We start from the raw sequence: 15,854 nt of genomic DNA, 5'->3' as shown, positions 1-15,854 counted from the left end.
CTACTATGATCGACCTGATCGATCATAGCCGGTTCACATCTCGACCTGACCCCAAGGAATGCTGTGCAGCGGGATGTCTTTCAGGCGTTCGACAAAGGACCGTGCGCCGATATAGGTGGGCGCGAGGCTGACGCCTTTGCTCACCAGCACGATGTCCTCTTTCTTCAGGCGCGACTTGAAGGCGGCCATCGACCGCTGCGCGGTTTCAGTGGTCGCAATGCCGGCCTCGGCCACCATGATCAGGGTGACCACCTTGCCTTCGATGTTGTAGTTCGCGAACGGATACCGCTGGCCCATGCTCTTCCCCCTGGCGACGATGTCGCCTCTTGCCGCGATGGCATCAAGGGTAAGACAGTTCCGTGAAAATGGCTAACAGATTATGAAACAACAATAATTTCTATGGGCGCGTGAATGGTGCAGTGTGATGATCGCTGCAAAGTGGCGCATTTCATCACATCGCCGCTTGGCCTTCGGCGCAAAAGCGCCATTTTATTTTCACCGTCTACGATGCATCCTCGCCCGTCTCTCCCATGGTGCTGCATCGCAAAACAGATCGACGGTAAGGAGCACTATCATGAGCAACCGTCTTTCTTCACTGGCCGCCGCTGCTTTGGCCCTCACCATTCTCGCCGGCACCGCACAGGCCGGCAGCTTTGACATTGCGCCGGGCGCGACTGCGCAGGTCGATGTCGGCGACCGCTACAACTACACCACGCTCAAGATCACCAATCGCGGCGCGGCTGCGGGTCGCCTGCAGCTGACCGATGGCCGCAGCATCGATGTGGCGGCGAATGGCGCGGCTGAAGTCTATGACCGCCTTGGTCGTTCGCGCAGTGGCGGCAGCTATGTCACGGTCACCAACACCGGCACGACGCCGCTGCGCGTGATCAGCAGCTATCAGTGGAGCGATCCCGCCCCGTAACGGACGCAGTCATTCCAGCGGCGTGAAGCTGTCGCAATCCAGCGACGTGAAAATGCCGTCCTTGAATCCACCGCTGCGGCTGAGCTCGGCAATCGAGCGTGGCTGCAGCGGCATCGCGGTCGGCCAGACCTGCACGGTCAGCACGACGGCCGCCTGATCCGGATTGCCGTTGCTGAGCGGCAGCATCAATCGCCGCGTCATTGCAAAGCCCTGCGCATCCCAGCGGAACACGCTTTCGGAATAGACCGGCAGCGCCTCGCGCAGCGTGGTGCCGTAAATCTGCTCCATGTAATCACGATAACTGCCCTGCATGATTTCCGCCGTCGTCTTGCCGGTGAAGTCGAAGGCATAGCGTTCGACATGGGCCGATCCGACCAGGCGGTAGCGCATCGCACTGCTGCCTGGCACCGGTTCTGCCAGCAGCAGGTTGGGCCAGATCGCCGCCGACAGATGCAGCGGATCGATATCTGCGCGCGCCGGCATCCGCTGCCCGCGCCGTTGCCGGGTCCAGTATCCGGACACCTCGGTCAGGGCGGGTTCGTCGGCGAAAACGGGTGGCATGCCGCCAGTCTATGACAAGATGGCCGCAGAAGGATAACCCGGAAAACGGGGATCACCGGGATGGGATCAGGTCGTATGGGGCTGGAGATGGTGCTGCTGGACAGGATTGAACTGTCGACCTCCTCATTACCAATGAGGTGCTCTACCACTGAGCTACAGCAGCCCGGTTTTCCGCCCGATCAAGACGCAGGCCGAAAACAACAAGCCGGCGCTTGGACCTGACGGTCCGGCCGGCGTCGGGCGCGGAAACTGCCACAGCCGGCGGGCCGGCGCAAGCCGGACATGCATGCTTTTGTAAACGCCCGGATTCAGCGCTTTTTCGCTGGTGCCGAGAGGGTTTCTGCTGCCTTCACTTGACGGCCAGGGGGGCGGTTGGCTATCGCTGGAGCCCCCAGAGCGGAGCCACCCCATGATCGGCGCGGATACACCCACGATCGGGACCGAAATCGAGCGGAAATTCCTGCTGTGCCAGCCCGACAGGGTGGTTGCCGGCCTCACTGGCCTGACGCTGCTGCAGGGCTATTTCCGCGATATCGATGGCTGGTCGGTGCGCCTGCGCCTGGCCAGGACCCAGACCGGCGATCAGGCCTGGCTGACGCTGAAAAGCCGCGACAAGAACGCCACGCGCTGGGAAGTCGAAAGCCCGGTGGCGCCCGATCTGGCCGACCGCCTGCTCGGCCTGCTGCCGGCCGATCGCAAGATCGAGAAGGTGCGCTATTGCCGCCCGCTGGAGGGCATGCCGGCGCTCGCTTGGGAGATCGACCGTTTTCTCGGCCGCCATGCCGGCCTGTGGCTGGCTGAGATTGAACTGCCATCCGCCGATTACCCCATCAGCCTGCCCGACTGGCTGGGCGAGGAAGTGACATCCGATCCACGCTATCGCAATGCCGCGCTCGCCAATGCTGGCAGCGGCGAGGATGGCCCGATGCCCGACGAGCTGCAGCAGATGGCGCGCCGGCTGCTCGGCACGGTCGGCGCGACGACGCAGCTTCCGTCCTCGGCTGCCATCACGCATGGCGCGCGGCATGCCGGTCGCGAGGCCGAACGGCGCCTGCGCCAGACCCGGCTGGAGCGCGAACTGCGCGCCAATCTGGCCCGCCGCAAGCAGCAGGATCGTGGCCGCGACGCCGCCCTCGCGGCGGTCGAATCCGGCGCGGGTCTTGACCGGGAAGACCCGGCCCAGTAAGCCCGGAACAGGCCTATTCCGGCCCTGCCTGAGGGGATTATCCGATGAGCGTCATGTCCGATATCTGGATTCGCGAACAGGCGAAGACCAAAGGCATGATCGAGCCCTTCGTGGAAGCGCAGAAGCGCGAAGGCACCATCTCCTACGGGCTGTCGTCCTATGGCTATGACGCGCGCGTGGCGCGCGAGTTCAAGATCTTCACCAACGTGAACAGCGCGGTCGTCGATCCGAAGGAATTCTCGCCGAATTCCTTTGTCGATTTCGAAACCGATGTTTGCGTCATTCCGCCGAATTCCTTCGCGCTGGCGCGCACCGTGGAATATTTCCGCATCCCGCGCGACGTGCTGGTGATCTGCCTGGGCAAAAGCACCTATGCGCGCTGCGGCATCATCGTCAACGTCACGCCGCTGGAACCCGAATGGGAAGGCCATGTGACGCTGGAATTCTCCAACACCACGCCGCTGCCCGCGAAGATTTACGCCAACGAGGGCGCCTGCCAGTTCCTGTTCCTCAAGGGCGACCAGCCCTGCGAGACGAGTTACGCCGACCGCGCCGGCAAATACATGGGCCAGCGCGGGGTCACGCTGCCGAAGCTCTGATCATGACGGCGCGGCTGTGGAGTGGCTTCGGGCTTCGTCCCCTCCGTGCGCTTCCGATCTGGCCCCGGCCTGACATCCCTTAAATCCGCCACACTGGCGATTTACTGCACATTGCGTTAGACAAACGGGACCCTATCTCATGTTTGTCTGGCGTGGTCGCCAGTATTATTATTTGGAATCAATAGGTTATGGATCGTATCCGGTTGCGCGGCGGCAAGCCGCTTGAGGGCAGCATCGCCATTGGCGGCGCCAAGAATGCGGCGCTGCCGCTGATGGCCGCCAGTCTGCTGACGGCGGACACGCTGTCGCTCGCCAATGTGCCGCATCTGGCCGATATCGCCACCATGGCGCATCTGCTGCAGCAGCATGGCGTCGACGTCTCGATGGACGGCGGCAATGGCACGCCTGAAGGCCGCACGATTCATCTCAACGCCTCCAAGATCACCTCGACGCTCGCGCCCTATGATCTGGTGCGCAAGATGCGCGCCAGCGTGCTGGTGCTCGGACCCTTGCTCGCGCGCTTCGGCGAGGCTGAAGTCTCGCTGCCCGGCGGCTGCGCCATCGGCACGCGGCCGGTCGATCTGCACATCATGGGCCTGAAGGCGCTGGGTGCCGAGATCAATGTCGAGAACGGCTATATCAAGGCGAGCGCCAAGAAGGGCCTGAAGGGTGGCGTCGTGCGCTTCCCGCAGGTCTCTGTCGGCGCGACTGAAAACCTGCTGATGGCGGCGACGCTGGCTGAAGGCACGACTGTGCTCGAAAACGCCGCGCGCGAGCCCGAGATCAGCGATCTGGCCTATTGCCTCGTTGCCATGGGCGCGATGATCGATGGCATTGGCACCGAGCATCTCACCATTCATGGCAAGACCTCGCTGCATGGCGGCACGCACAAGATCGTGCCCGACCGCATCGAGATCGGCACGTATCTCGCCGCCGTCGCCATCTGCGGCGGCAAGGTCGAGTTGACCGGTGCGCGCATGGACCTGATCGATGCGGTGGCCGAGAAGCTGCGCGAGGCCGGTTGCGTGATTGAAGAAACCACGCGCGGCATGTCGATCGCGCGCAACGGCTCGCGCCTGAAGGGCGTTGATTTCCAGACCCAGCCCTATCCCGGTTTCCCGACCGACATGCAGGCGCAGGTGATGTCGATCATGAGCGTGGCCGAGGGTGCGGCCATGATCACCGAGACGATCTTCGAGAACCGTTTCATGCATGTGCCGGAACTGGCCCGCATGGGCGCGAATATCACCGTGCATGGCTCCTCCGCGCTGGTGCGCGGCGTGCCCAAGCTGACTGGCGCGCCGGTGATGGCCACCGATCTGCGCGCCTCGGTGTCGCTGGTGCTGGCCGGCCTGGCTGCCGAAGGCGAAACCGTCGTCAACCGTGTCTATCATCTGGATCGCGGTTATGAACGCCTGGAAGAAAAACTGGCCGCCTGCGGCGCGGTGATCGAGAGACTGAAGGACTGATGATCGAGCGTCGTGCGCAGCCGAGATTGCAGCCCTTGCGGCTGCGCGCCGAGGATGTCGAGGACATCACGGTGCTGTCGGCATGCCTGCAGGATGCCATGGTCAAGACCAGCGACATGGTGTGGCAGCCGAAGCAGCGCCGCTTCGCGCTGCTGGTGAACCGTTTCCGCTGGGAAGATGAAACCAATCCCGATGCGCAGCGCCGCCTGATCCGCGCCACGCCGCATGTACGCGTGCAGGCCGGTCTGCATTTCGATGGCGTGCTGGCGGTGAAATCCGCCGGCGTGGATCGCGATGATCCCAAGGCTGTGCTGGAGCTGCTGTCGATCCTGGCCGATCCGGGCGAGGATGGTGCGGCCGTGCTGACGCTGGTGTTTTCCGGCGGCGCGGCCGTCAGGCTGGATGTCGAATGTGTGGATGCGCAGATGCAGGATATCGGCCAGCCCTGGCCGGTGCGGCGCGCCCCGCAACACAAGGACCTGTCATGAGTGCCGACAACAAACTGGCCGATAGCAAATTGGTCATGGCGCTGCCCAAGGGCCGCATCCTGAAAGAGGTTCTGCCGCTGCTGAAAAGCGCCGGCATCGAACCCGAGCCGGAATTCTCCGACGAGAACAGCCGCAAGCTGCGTTTTGCCACCAACCAGCCTGATATCGAGCTGATCCGCGTGCGCAGCTTCGATGTCGCGACCTTCGTGGCTTTCGGCGCGGCGCAGCTCGGCGTTGCCGGCAATGACGTGCTGATGGAGTTTGATTTCCCTGAAATCTATGCGCCGCTCGATCTCGATATCGGCCATTGCCGGCTGTCGGTGGCCGAGCCGGTCGAGCTCTCGGCCTCGGATGACCCCAAGCGCTGGAGCCATGTGCGTGTCGCCACCAAATATCCGCATGTGACGCAGAAGTATTTCGCCGCGCGCGGCGTGCAGGCCGAATGCATCAAGCTGAATGGCGCCATGGAACTGGCGCCGACGCTGGGGCTTTGCCGTCGCATCGTCGATCTGGTGTCCACCGGTGCGACGCTCAAGGCCAACGGCCTGGTGGAAGTGGAAGTGATCGCGCAGGTGACCTCGCGTCTGGTGGTGAATCGCGCTGCGCTGAAAACGCGTCCGATCCAGGTCGGTGGCTGGCTGGAGAAATTCCGCGCCGCCGTCGATGCGGCCGCTGCTGGCAAGGTTGGCCAGAAGACCAGGAAAGCCGTGTAATGCCCGTTTCGCTCAATGCATCGGATCAAGATTTCACCCGGCGCTTCGATGCGATGGTGAAGGCCAAGCGCGATGCCGAGGCGGATGTCTCGGGTGTCGTCGCGCAGATCATCGCCGATGTGCGCAAGCGCGGCGATGCCGTGCTGCATGAGCTGAACCAGAAATTCGATCACGTCGATTCCGCCAAGCTTGGCCTGCGCATCAGCCAGGCCGAGATCGACAAGGCGGCGGCGCAGGTCGATCGGGCCACGATGGCCGCGCTGGAAACCGCCGCCGCGCGCATCCGCGATTTCCATGCGCGCCAGAAGCCCGGTGATGATTTCTACACCGATGCGCAGGGCGTGAAGCTCGGCCATCGCTGGACGCCGCTGGATGCCGTCGGCCTCTATGTGCCCGGCGGCAAGGCGGCCTATCCGTCGTCTGTGCTGATGAATGCGCTGCCGGCGGTCGTCGCCGGCGTGCGCCGCGTCGTCGTCGTCGTGCCCACGCCGGGCGGCGAATTGAAGCCGCTGGTGATGGCGGCGCTGAAGCTTGCCGGCGTGACCGAGGCCTACCGCACCGGTGGCGCGCAGGCGGTTGCCGCTCTCGCCTATGGCACCGACAGCATCGCACCGGTCGACAAGATCACCGGCCCGGGCAACAGCTATGTCGTGACCGCCAAGCGCATGGTCTTTGGCCAGGTCGGCATCGATAATCCGGCCGGGCCGTCCGAGATTCTGGTCGTCGCCGACAACAAGAACGATCCGGCCTGGATCGCCGCCGACCTCCTGTCGCAGGCCGAGCATGACGAAGTGGCGCAGTCGGTGCTGATCACCGACGATGCCGCCTATGCCGAACAGGTCGGCGCCGCCGTACGCCAGCAGCTCTCGACCATGCCGCGTGCCGACATTGCATCGGCAAGCTGGGAAAAGTTCGGCGCGCTGATCACGGTGAAGACCCTCGCCGATGCCGCGCCGCTGATCGATGCGATCGCGCCCGAGCATCTCGAACTCGCCATCGACAATCCGCAGGTGCTGGCCGACAGGGTGCGCCATGCCGGTGCGATCTTCCTCGGCCGCCACACCCCGGAAGCCATCGGCGATTATGTCGCCGGGCCCAACCATGTGCTGCCCACGGCCGGCGCTGCACGCTTCGCCTCGGGGCTGAACCTGCTCGATTTTATGAAGCGCACCACATTGGTTCAATGTGACGAAGCCTCGCTGCAGAAAATCGGCCCGGCCGCGGTGACGCTGGCCGAAGCCGAGGGCCTGCAGGGCCATGCGCTTTCCGTCTCTATCCGGTTGAAGAAAGCATGACCGAGAAGGCGCCGCCGGCCAACCACCGTCTCATCGGGATCGATCTCGACGAGCGCAGCGTGGTGCGGCGCAACGCTGATATCGAGCATGAACAGCGCGTCGCGATCTTCGACCTGCTGGAACAGAATGTCTTCTCGCCGGTTGGCGCCCATGACGAGCAGGGCCCGTTCCAGCTGATGCTGGCGATCGAGGACAACCGCCTGGTCTTCGACATCCGCGGCGAGGATGCCGTGGCGCTGGGCAAGATCATTCTGGCGCTGTCGCCCTTCCGCAAGATCGTGAAGGACTATTTCGAGATCTGCGACAGCTACTACCAGGCGATCAAGCGCAGCTCGCCGGCCCAGATCGAGACCATCGATATGGCGCGGCGCGGCGTGCATAACGAAGGATCGGAGCTGCTGCGCGAACGGCTGAAGGGCAAGATCGACTGCGACTTCGACACCGCGCGACGGCTGTTTACCCTCATCTGCGTCCTGCATATCCGGTAAGCCGCATGAACGAGCGGCTCCCCGGCAGCGTGCTGTTCTGTTGCACCATGAACAGCGTCCGGTCCCCGATGGCCGAGGGCATCCTCAAGGCGCTGTATCCCAAACAGGTCTTCGTGGACTCGGCCGGCGTGCGCAAGGAAAAGGTCGATCCGCTCGCGGTCGAGGTCATGGACGAGATCGGGCTGGATATCGGCAAGCACCGCTCCAAGACCTTCGACGACCTGGAAGACAGCTCGTTTGACCTGATCATCTCGCTGTCGCCCGAAGCGCAGCACACCGCCGTCGACATGACCCGCACCATGGCCTGCGACGTCGAATTCTGGAACACCTTCGATCCCACCATCGTGGAAGGCAGCCGCGAACAGCGCCTGGCCGCCTATCGCGAGGTGCGTGATTTCCTGAACAAGAAAATCCGGGCACGCTTCGTCGCCAAGTGACCTTTGCCGCAAATCCGCCATGGTTCTCCGGCTAGTCTGCCGCCAATCATAAATCACGGAGTCCGCGCCATGACCCGCCGTCTTGCACCTGTCCTTTTCTCCGTCGCCCTCCTGCTGGGTTTGGTCGCCTGCGACAACGCCAAGGCGCAGACCGTGCAGCGCACGCTGCCTGAAGACGCCACCGTGGTGAATCTGAGCGAAAGCGCCGACCGCGATGTCACGCCCGACACCATCCGTGCCCGCCTGATGGCGCAGGCCAGCTCTGAATCGGCAGCCACCGCGCAGAACAGCGTCAATGCCGCGATGGCCAAGGCGCTGGATCGCGCCAGGGCGCTCGGCCTCGAGGTCGAGACCGGCGGCTACAACACCTATCAGGAATCGCCGCCGCGTCCGGCCAGCCTGCCGCCGGGCGCCAAGCCGCCGGCGCCCGTGTGGCGCGCGCAGCAGAGCCTGATTCTTACGACGAAAGAAGATGCCAAGCTGCTTGAGGCCGTTGGCGCGTTGCAGAACGAAGGCCTGCTGCTGCAGGAACTGGGTTACACCGTGTCGCGCGCGCAGCAGCGCAGCCTGCAGGACGACATGTTCGCCGAGGCGCTGCAGCGTCTCACCGCACGCGCCGAGAAAGCCGCACAGGCGCTCGGCATGCGCTTCGAGGGTTGGGCCCGCGTCGGCCTCAACGGCGGCATGATCCAGCGGCCGGTAATGATGAAGGCCATGGGCATGGCGGCCGAGAGCCGCGCCGCCCCGCCGGTGGCGGCCGCCGGCGAGCAGACGGTGAGCGTCACCGTCGATGGCGAGGCGATCCTGCGCCGCCGCTAATACAGGTCCTTCACACCACCCGGCGTACGGATCAGCGCGCGATAGCGCAGGCGGTCGCCCTTGCGCACGTCGGGCGGCATATCGATGTCCAGCGCGCCATACAGTGCCGTGACCTGTGCCGGCTCGGGGTGCTCGATCGCAAAGGACTGTAGGCTGGCGCCCAGATCAGCCATCCTGGCCACCGGCGGCGGGCGGTTGCCGCGGTCGATCACTGACGGTGCAACGCCGCCGGCCGGCAGCGAACCATCGTCGGGGATCGCGAAGTGGAAGACCACATCGCCCGACATCATCCGCACTTTCTTTCCCAGCACGGCTTCATGCCGCGCCAGCACAGCGTCGATATCGGTGGTGCGCGTCACCCATCCGCGCAGGCGTAGGCCGTCATCCCAGGCCGCCCGCACGGCCGCCTGGTCGTCGAGACCGAACCAGCGGGGACGGGCGGGACGCGGGGCCCCGGGGTTGACCGCGATGATTTCCAGATAGACGGCGTCACCCAGCCGCAGCAGGTGATTGTGTGTGTCCATGTCTTCATGGCGCCGGCCAAACGGCACATCGAGATCGAGGCAGGCCCGCACATGCGCCACGCCCTCGGCCAGCGACGGCGCGATGATCGTGATGTGGTCGAGCTGCAGCATATGCCTTTGATCCTCCGGCATCTGTTAATGGCCTGTCATAACGGCCGGTCCCCGTATGGGTCCAGACCCTCATCGCCGCGCCGGCATGACATGTCCGTCATCGGGATCGCTGCCGAGGCGCAACCTCCGGCTGGTTCCAGAAATGCTACGGCGGCGGGCAATTGCGTCCTGTGCGGGCAACATGAAGCGGCAAATCGCCGCGGGAATCGTCATCCCAGTGTCTTAACCATAACTTGGCGTGATCGGCAGCGTAACAGGACTTGCCCGCGGGGGCTGCAGCCCCCTAAATACCGCCGCAGATTTTTCGAGACCTCCCTTGCTAGCCGCACCTTTGCCACCCAATGAAGCCGCTCGCCTCGACGCGCTGCGCAGCTTCGCCATTCTGGACACGCCGCGTGATCCGCGCTTCGACCGGCTGGTGAAGCTGGCCGCGCGTGTCTTCGGCGTGCAGGCCGTGGCGGTGGCGCTGATGGATAGCGAACGCCTGTGGTTCAAGGCCAGCGCCGGCGTCGATGTGCCCGAGGTGCCGCGCCAGTTCGCCTTCTGCGGCTGGACCATCCTGGGCAAGGAAGTCTTCGTCATCGAGGACACGGCAAAGGACGAACGCTTCTGCGATCATCCCATCATCATCGGTGGACAGGCGGCGCGCTTCTATGCCGGCGCCACGCTGACCACGGCCGACGGTTTCACCATCGGCACGCTGGCACTGCTCGATACCGTGCCGCGCATCTTCACCGAAGTGCAGCGCCAGCAGTTGCAGGATTTCGCCGATCTGGTGATCGATGCGCTGGAGCTGCACCGGTCGCTGGCCCGCACCGAGGCCGCGCATGAGGAGGCCCAGCTCGCCTCGCGCTCCAAGGGCGAGTTCCTCGCCTTCATGAGCCACGAGCTGCGCACGCCGCTCAATGCCGTCATCGGCTTTGCCGAGATGACGGAATCCGAAGCCTTCGGTCCGCTCGGCGATATCCGGTACAAGGACTATGCCGGCCTGATCCGTCAGGCCGGATCGCATCTGCTGGAAGTGATTAATTCCATCCTCGATCTCAGCCGCATCGAGGCCGGCAAGATGACGCTGACGCTCGATCAGCTGAAGGTCGTCGACGAGGCTGATGCGGTGATCTCGCTGCTGCTTACCCAGGCGCGGCAGAAAGAACTGTCGCTGGTGATGGATGCCTCGCTGCACGATCTGCCGGTGTTGCGCGCGGATCGCAGCGCGTTCCGCCAGGTGCTGCTCAATCTCATCTCGAATGCCATCAAGTTCACGCCGGCCGAGGGCCGCGTCGTCGTCACCGGCCAGACCGAGGCGAACCATCTCCGCATCACCGTGCGTGATGATGGCCCCGGCATTGCGCCGGCCGATCTGCATCGCCTGGGCGAGGCCTTCTACCAGGCCGGCCCGAAAAACCAGCGCCAGCAGGGCACGGGTCTTGGCCTCACCATCAGCCATCGCCTGATGGCCCTGCATGGCGGCCGCCTCAGCATCAAGAGCGAACTGGGGCAGGGCACGGCCGCCAGCATGGTCTTCCCACTCCGGCAGGACTGACGCCGCGCGGCTATCGCGATATGCGTTGCGACAGGGCAGTCAAAAAACTGGACAGCCCGGCTCTGATGCGCGTAACCAAGATACGCGTAACGAAAATGCCTGCGCTTTTCATTCCGGGGAGATTCCGCATGCTGCGCTCGCTGCTCGCCGTCATGGTCGGCCTTTGCCTCGTCACCGCTGCCACCCTTTCATCGTCCTGGGCTGCCGATCTGGCCAGGCCGACCGGCCCCATCGTGCTCACCGTGCATGGCAAGATCACCAACACCAATCGTGGCGCGCTGAACGATTTCGACGATGCCTTCTTCAAGTTCGGCAATGTCAGTTTCGACAAGGCGGCCAGCTTCGATCTCGCCATGCTGGAAAGGCTGGGCAGGAAAAAGCTGACGGTGAAATACGATACCTGGCCGAAGGCTTATGCCTTCGAGGGCCCGCTGCTGCGCGATGTACTCAGGGCTGTCGGCGCGACAGGCAAAAGCGTGAAGGTCTACGCGCTGGATGGCTATGGCGCCGAGATTCCGCTGGCCGAGATCCGGCAGTATGACGTGCTGCTGGCCGTGAAGGCTGACGGCAAATATCTTGGCCTGGGCGGCCGGGGCCCTACATGGGTGGTCTATCCGCGCGATGCCAAGCATCCGGCCCTGAAAAGCCATGACGACGCCAAATGGGTCTGGTCGGCGGTCCGGATCGAGGTTGAGTGATATTTATACGAGCATAAGTATTTAACAAAAACTCGTGTAAATAGAAACGAAGTAAAACGAACGCGAATGAAGCCTGGTGACGGGAAGGGTGCGGCTCCGGTCCCGGCCGATCCGGGCAGACCGGCGGTCATCTGCCCAGAGTATCCTCCGGGCCCGCTTGATTTTCGCAAGGTCCGCGCGCATGTTCTCGCCCGCGCCGGTCGACGGCGCCCGAACCCGCGCTGACTAAAGCGTGCGGATCACCAGACAGAGGCTGAATGGCGAAGGAAGAATTGCTGGAGTTCCCCGGTGTGGTTGAGGAGTTGCTCCCCAACGCGAATTTCCGGGTCAAGCTGGACAACGGCCACGAAGTGCTGGCGCATACCTCGGGCAAGATGCGCAAGAACCGCATCCGCGTGCTGGCGGGTGACAAGGTCATGGTGGAAATGACCCCCTACGACCTGACCAAGGGCCGCGTCACCTTCCGCTTCAAGTAACGTCACCTGCTGCCGATGGCCCCCTTTATCCTGGCCTCGGCTTCGCCGCGTCGCCGCGATCTGCTGCGGCAGATCGGCATCGAACCGGCGGCGATCCTGGCCGCCGACCTCGACGAAACCCCACTGAAATCCGAATTGCCGCGCGCCCTGGCCGAACGCCTGAGCGCCGCCAAGGCCGCCCTCGTGGCGCAGCAGCGCCCCGATGCCCTGGTGCTGGCCGCCGATACGGTGGTGGGTCTGGGCCGCCGCATCCTGCCCAAGGCCGAAACCCCCGACGAGGTGCGCGACTGCCTCACCCTGCTGTCGGGCCGCCGCCATCGCGTCACCACGGGCCTGTGCCTGATCCATCCCGATGGCCGCCGGGCCAGCCGGCTGGTCGAGACCATCGTGCGCTTCCGGAACCTGAGCCAGCCCGAGATCGCCGCCTATGTCGCGACCGGGGAAGGGCAGGGCAAGGCCGGCGGCTATGCCATCCAGGGCCGGGCCGAAGCCTTTGTCACCTGGCTGGGCGGGCCATATTCCAATGTGGTGGGCCTGCCGCTGGCCGAGACCGCCAAGCTGCTGCGCGGCTTCGGCTATCCGCTCTGGCCCGAAGTTCGGGTATAGTCGATTCGATGGCCAACGAGCTTCTGATCGATGTCGGACTGACCGAGACGCGCGTCGCGCTGGTCGAGGATGACCGCCTGGTTCACCTGGATCTGGAACGGCCCGAGCGCGACTCCGCGCTGGGCGCGATCTTCCTCGGCCGCGTGCGCCGCATCGAAAAGGGCCTGCAGGCGGCCTATGTCGATATCGGCCTCAGCCGCGACGGCTTCCTCGGCCGCGACGATCTCATCGACCCCGATGACAAGAAGGGGAGCGACAAGCCGATCGAGCAGTGCATTCACGAAGGCGAGACGATCCTCGTCCAGGTGATCCGCGATCCGATCGGCGACAAGGGCGTCAAGCTCAGCTGCCATGTCGCGCTGCCCGGCCGCTTCCTGTCTTTCACGCCCTATGATGCCGCCGTGCGCGTCACCAAGCGCATCGTGCAGGATGCCGAACGCATGCGGCTCGCTGCCGTGATGCAGAGCCTGCTGGGGCTGGCCGCCGATACGCCGCTGGAAGTCACCGCGCGCCTGAAGCGCCGCGCCGGTGACCGCCGCAGCGTCGAGAAGGTGGTGGAGCAGGAACGCCGCGAGGGCGAGCGCCGCAAGCATATGGGCTGTGTGCTGAACGCCAATGCCGACGGCGTGGCAAAAGAAGAACTGCTGGCCGATCTGGATCGCCTGCGCTCGCGCTGGATCGCCATCGAGGAGCGCCGCGACAAGGCATCCGAAGCCGGCAATGTGCCGGCCGAACTCTGGCGCGAGATGGGCCCGGTCGGCCGCGCGCTGCGCGACTATGTCGGCGCGCGTCTGGATGCGATCCGCGTCAATGCGGCCGCCGGTTTTGCCGAGGCCCGAGCCTGGCTGTTCGAACATGCGCCCAACCATGTCGCGCGCCTGCAGCGCTTCGACGATCCGGCCGAGTTGTTCGAACTCTTCGATATCGAGCAGGACATCGCGGCCGCATTGGGTCGTCGCGTCGAACTGCCTGGGGGTGGCGCGGTCATCTTCGGCGAGACCGAAGCGCTCACCGCCATCGACGTCGATTCCGGCCGCGCCTCGGCGCGCGGCCATGCTTTTGAAGAGCAGGCGCTCAAGATCAACGAGGAAGCCGCCATCGAGATCGCGCGCCAGCTGCGCCTGCGCGGCATCGGCGGCATCGTGGTGATCGACTTCCTGCATATGGAAAACGCCGCCTATCGCGCCCGCACGGTGAACGCCCTGCGCGAGGCGCTGAAGCGTGACCCGGCGCCGCACAAGGTGCTGGGCATGTCGGCGCTCGGCCTGGTCGAGATGACCCGCAAGCGGGTGGGCGAGCCGCTGGCCGCCCGCCTGTTCGAGAATTGCCCCACCTGCGACGGCGACGGGCGGCTGCCCTCGCTGCCGGCTGTGCTGGCCGAAGTGTTGCGGCGGGCCGGGCGTGAGGCTTCGGCCAGCCCGGGCGGCAAGCTGGAGATCGCCTGTGCCCCCGATGTGGCGGCCATGTTCGATGCCGACCTGCGCACCCGGCTTGAACGCCAGATCGGTGCCATGGTGCATGTGAAGCCGGAGACCGGCCGGCGCCGCGAATCGTTCTCAGTGGCCAAACTGGGACGCTGAGGCTCCCCGCATGACGGCTGCAAAACCCTGCCCCATCTGCGGCAAGCCCGGCGCGGACAAGACCGCGCCCTTCTGCTCGCCGCGCTGCGCCGATGTCGATCTCAATCGCTGGCTCAAGGGGTCTTATGCCATTCCGGTGGTGGAAACCGACGAAGAGGATGGCGAGGAGGGCGGCGGCGATGACCCGGCGCCCGGTTCCCGCTCGCCGTCCGGCCGGTTGCACTGACCCGGCGCCCTGACCCTAAGTTGTCATTCCCGAGTCGATGACCGCCGGTGGCGGTTACGCAGTGATGCAGTTCTGCAACACCGCCCGGCAAAAATATGTCGCCCGGCCCGGTTGTGCCGACGGCGGTCACAAGTCCCGGGATTCGGCTTGCGCCTCCGGGGGGGATGCCTGATAAGGTAACCTTAAGAATTATAACGAGGTCCCAGCACCATGTCTGTTGCCCTGCGCGTTTCTGACTCGCGCCCGTCCCAGTGGAAGACCCTTGCCGCGGTTGCGCTGTTATCCACCGGACTCCTCGTTGGCTGCGCTTCGGCGCCGACCGATCCTCAGGCCAAGGCCGATTTCGATGCCGTGAACGACCCGCTGGAGCCGGTCAATCGCGCGATGTTCGAATTCCACAACGTGATCGACGACCTGCTGCTGAAGCCGGTCGCTTTCTTCTATTCGACCTTCGTGCCGCCGCCGATCCAGACCGGCATCCGCAGCGCGCTGCTCAATCTGAAGAGCCCGATCTTCCTGGCGAACGACCTGCTGCAGGGTGAGACCGGCCGTGCCGGCGATACCGTGTCGCGCTTCGCCATCAACTCCACCATCGGCGTGCTCGGCGTGTATGACGCCGCCGACAAGTGGTTCGGCATCCCGCCGCATACCGAAGACTTCGGCCAGACACTGGCCACCTGGGGCACCGGCGAAGGCCCGTATCTTTTCGTGCCGATCCTTGGGCCCTCGAACCCGCGCGACCTGACCGGCTTCGTGGTCGACTCGGTCGCCGATCCGCTGAACTGGTATCTGCGCAACACCGATCGCGACGAGTGGATTTTCGCCCGCGCCGCCGCCACCGGTATCGACGCGCGCGCCCAGCTGCTCGAGACCCTCGACAACCTGGAAAAGACCTCGCTCGACTATTACGTGACGCTGCGCACGGTCTATCGCCAGCGCCGCGCCGACGAGATCGCCAACCGCGCCTCGAAGCAGCCGAACGTGTCGCCCACCTCGATCAGCCGCGCCGCCGATGCCGGCAGCCAGATCGAGACGCAGCCGGTCAAGCAGTAAGCGGCAGGCTTTCGACATATCAAAGACCAGACGGCGCGTCGCAAGACGCGCCGTTTTCTT

At 64.7% G+C, this 15,854-nt stretch carries 20 protein-coding genes and 1 tRNA gene; 17 read left to right on the top strand and 4 right to left on the bottom strand.

What is annotated here, in order from left to right; translation table 11 throughout:
• Positions 1-33 precede the first annotated feature (33 nt).
• Positions 34-297: a hypothetical protein gene (locus tag AC1RRE_RS01160; protein ID WP_492979211.1), complete on the bottom strand. Its 264-nt coding sequence runs from the start codon at positions 295-297 to the stop codon at positions 34-36.
• Positions 298-574: 277 nt separating this feature from the next.
• Between AC1RRE_RS01160 and AC1RRE_RS01155 the strand changes: the two genes are divergently transcribed.
• On the top strand, positions 575-922 hold the full coding sequence (locus AC1RRE_RS01155; RefSeq protein WP_492979210.1) for a hypothetical protein: 348 nt from the start codon (positions 575-577) through the stop codon (positions 920-922).
• A 9-nt stretch (positions 923-931) separates the two neighbouring features.
• Here the strand turns inward: AC1RRE_RS01155 and AC1RRE_RS01150 are convergent, their stop codons facing one another.
• Together AC1RRE_RS01150 and AC1RRE_RS01145 are read right to left on the bottom strand one after the other, a co-directional pair.
• A complete protein-coding gene (locus AC1RRE_RS01150; protein ID WP_492979209.1) occupies positions 932-1,483 on the bottom strand; it encodes a PAS domain-containing protein in 552 nt (183 codons plus the stop codon).
• Between the two features lie 88 nt (positions 1,484-1,571).
• Positions 1,572-1,646 (bottom strand) — tRNA-Thr (locus AC1RRE_RS01145).
• A gap of 246 nt (positions 1,647-1,892) precedes the next feature.
• Here AC1RRE_RS01145 and AC1RRE_RS01140 point away from each other — a divergent pair.
• From AC1RRE_RS01140 to AC1RRE_RS01100, 9 genes are all read left to right on the top strand, one after another.
• The gene (locus AC1RRE_RS01140; protein WP_492979208.1) at positions 1,893-2,669 is read left to right on the top strand and encodes a CYTH domain-containing protein; all 777 of its coding nucleotides are present in this window, start codon (positions 1,893-1,895) and stop codon (positions 2,667-2,669) included.
• A gap of 44 nt (positions 2,670-2,713) precedes the next feature.
• Positions 2,714-3,268, top strand: a complete 555-nt coding sequence (gene dcd, locus AC1RRE_RS01135) for a dCTP deaminase (protein ID WP_492979207.1) — start codon at positions 2,714-2,716, stop codon at positions 3,266-3,268.
• A gap of 188 nt (positions 3,269-3,456) precedes the next feature.
• A complete protein-coding gene (gene murA / locus AC1RRE_RS01130; protein WP_492979206.1) occupies positions 3,457-4,737 on the top strand; it encodes a UDP-N-acetylglucosamine 1-carboxyvinyltransferase in 1,281 nt (426 codons plus the stop codon).
• Positions 4,737-5,225 (top strand): DUF2948 family protein, encoded by a 489-nt coding sequence (locus AC1RRE_RS01125; protein WP_492979205.1) that lies wholly within the window; start codon positions 4,737-4,739, stop codon positions 5,223-5,225. Before murA ends, AC1RRE_RS01125 begins: the two co-directional genes overlap by 1 nt.
• On the top strand, positions 5,222-5,938 hold the full coding sequence (gene hisG, locus AC1RRE_RS01120; RefSeq protein WP_492979204.1) for an ATP phosphoribosyltransferase: 717 nt from the start codon (positions 5,222-5,224) through the stop codon (positions 5,936-5,938). Before AC1RRE_RS01125 ends, hisG begins: the two co-directional genes overlap by 4 nt.
• A complete protein-coding gene (hisD, locus tag AC1RRE_RS01115; RefSeq protein WP_492979203.1) occupies positions 5,938-7,233 on the top strand; it encodes a histidinol dehydrogenase in 1,296 nt (431 codons plus the stop codon). Before hisG ends, hisD begins: the two co-directional genes overlap by 1 nt.
• On the top strand, positions 7,230-7,721 hold the full coding sequence (locus tag AC1RRE_RS01110; RefSeq protein ID WP_492979202.1) for a UPF0262 family protein: 492 nt from the start codon (positions 7,230-7,232) through the stop codon (positions 7,719-7,721). The genes hisD and AC1RRE_RS01110 overlap by 4 nt, the downstream gene beginning before the upstream one ends.
• A 5-nt stretch (positions 7,722-7,726) precedes the next feature.
• Positions 7,727-8,158 (top strand): arsenate reductase ArsC, encoded by a 432-nt coding sequence (locus AC1RRE_RS01105; RefSeq protein ID WP_492979201.1) that lies wholly within the window; start codon positions 7,727-7,729, stop codon positions 8,156-8,158.
• A gap of 69 nt (positions 8,159-8,227) precedes the next feature.
• Positions 8,228-8,977, top strand: coding sequence for an SIMPL domain-containing protein (locus AC1RRE_RS01100; RefSeq protein WP_492979200.1), 750 nt, complete (start codon positions 8,228-8,230; stop codon positions 8,975-8,977).
• On the opposite strand, the gene AC1RRE_RS01095 is transcribed toward AC1RRE_RS01100, so the two are convergent.
• Entirely contained in the window at positions 8,974-9,612 is a 639-nt protein-coding gene (locus AC1RRE_RS01095; protein ID WP_492979199.1) for a VOC family protein, read from the bottom strand. The two genes, AC1RRE_RS01100 and AC1RRE_RS01095, sit on opposite strands and share 4 nt — an antisense overlap.
• Before the next feature lie 316 nt (positions 9,613-9,928).
• Here AC1RRE_RS01095 and AC1RRE_RS01090 point away from each other — a divergent pair, with 316 nt between their 5' ends.
• From AC1RRE_RS01090 to AC1RRE_RS01060, 7 genes are all read left to right on the top strand, one after another.
• The gene (locus tag AC1RRE_RS01090) at positions 9,929-11,155 is read left to right on the top strand and encodes a GAF domain-containing sensor histidine kinase (protein WP_492979198.1); all 1,227 of its coding nucleotides are present in this window, start codon (positions 9,929-9,931) and stop codon (positions 11,153-11,155) included.
• Between the two features lie 128 nt (positions 11,156-11,283).
• Positions 11,284-11,853, top strand: coding sequence for a putative pterin-binding protein (locus AC1RRE_RS01085; RefSeq protein ID WP_492979197.1), 570 nt, complete (start codon positions 11,284-11,286; stop codon positions 11,851-11,853).
• Positions 11,854-12,110: 257 nt separating this feature from the next.
• A complete protein-coding gene (infA, locus tag AC1RRE_RS01080; protein ID WP_492972493.1) occupies positions 12,111-12,329 on the top strand; it encodes a translation initiation factor IF-1 in 219 nt (72 codons plus the stop codon).
• A gap of 15 nt (positions 12,330-12,344) precedes the next feature.
• Positions 12,345-12,935, top strand: a complete 591-nt coding sequence (locus AC1RRE_RS01075; protein WP_492979196.1) for a Maf family protein — start codon at positions 12,345-12,347, stop codon at positions 12,933-12,935.
• 8 nt (positions 12,936-12,943) lie between these two features.
• Positions 12,944-14,515 carry a ribonuclease E/G gene (locus AC1RRE_RS01070; protein ID WP_492979195.1) on the top strand — a complete coding sequence of 524 codons (1,572 nt, stop codon included), beginning with the start codon at positions 12,944-12,946 and terminating at the stop codon, positions 14,513-14,515.
• 10 nt (positions 14,516-14,525) lie between these two features.
• Positions 14,526-14,741, top strand: a complete 216-nt coding sequence (gene yacG / locus AC1RRE_RS01065; RefSeq protein WP_492979194.1) for a DNA gyrase inhibitor YacG — start codon at positions 14,526-14,528, stop codon at positions 14,739-14,741.
• Positions 14,742-14,951: 210 nt separating this feature from the next.
• Entirely contained in the window at positions 14,952-15,794 is an 843-nt protein-coding gene (locus tag AC1RRE_RS01060; protein ID WP_492979193.1) for an MlaA family lipoprotein, read from the top strand.
• Positions 15,795-15,854: the final 60 nt, after the last annotated feature.

The organism is Ferrovibrio sp. GW821-FHT12D07 (genome assembly GCF_058807275.1).
Note: the sequence above shows the minus strand (reverse complement) of the source record. Positions and strands in the feature narration are given on the sequence as shown.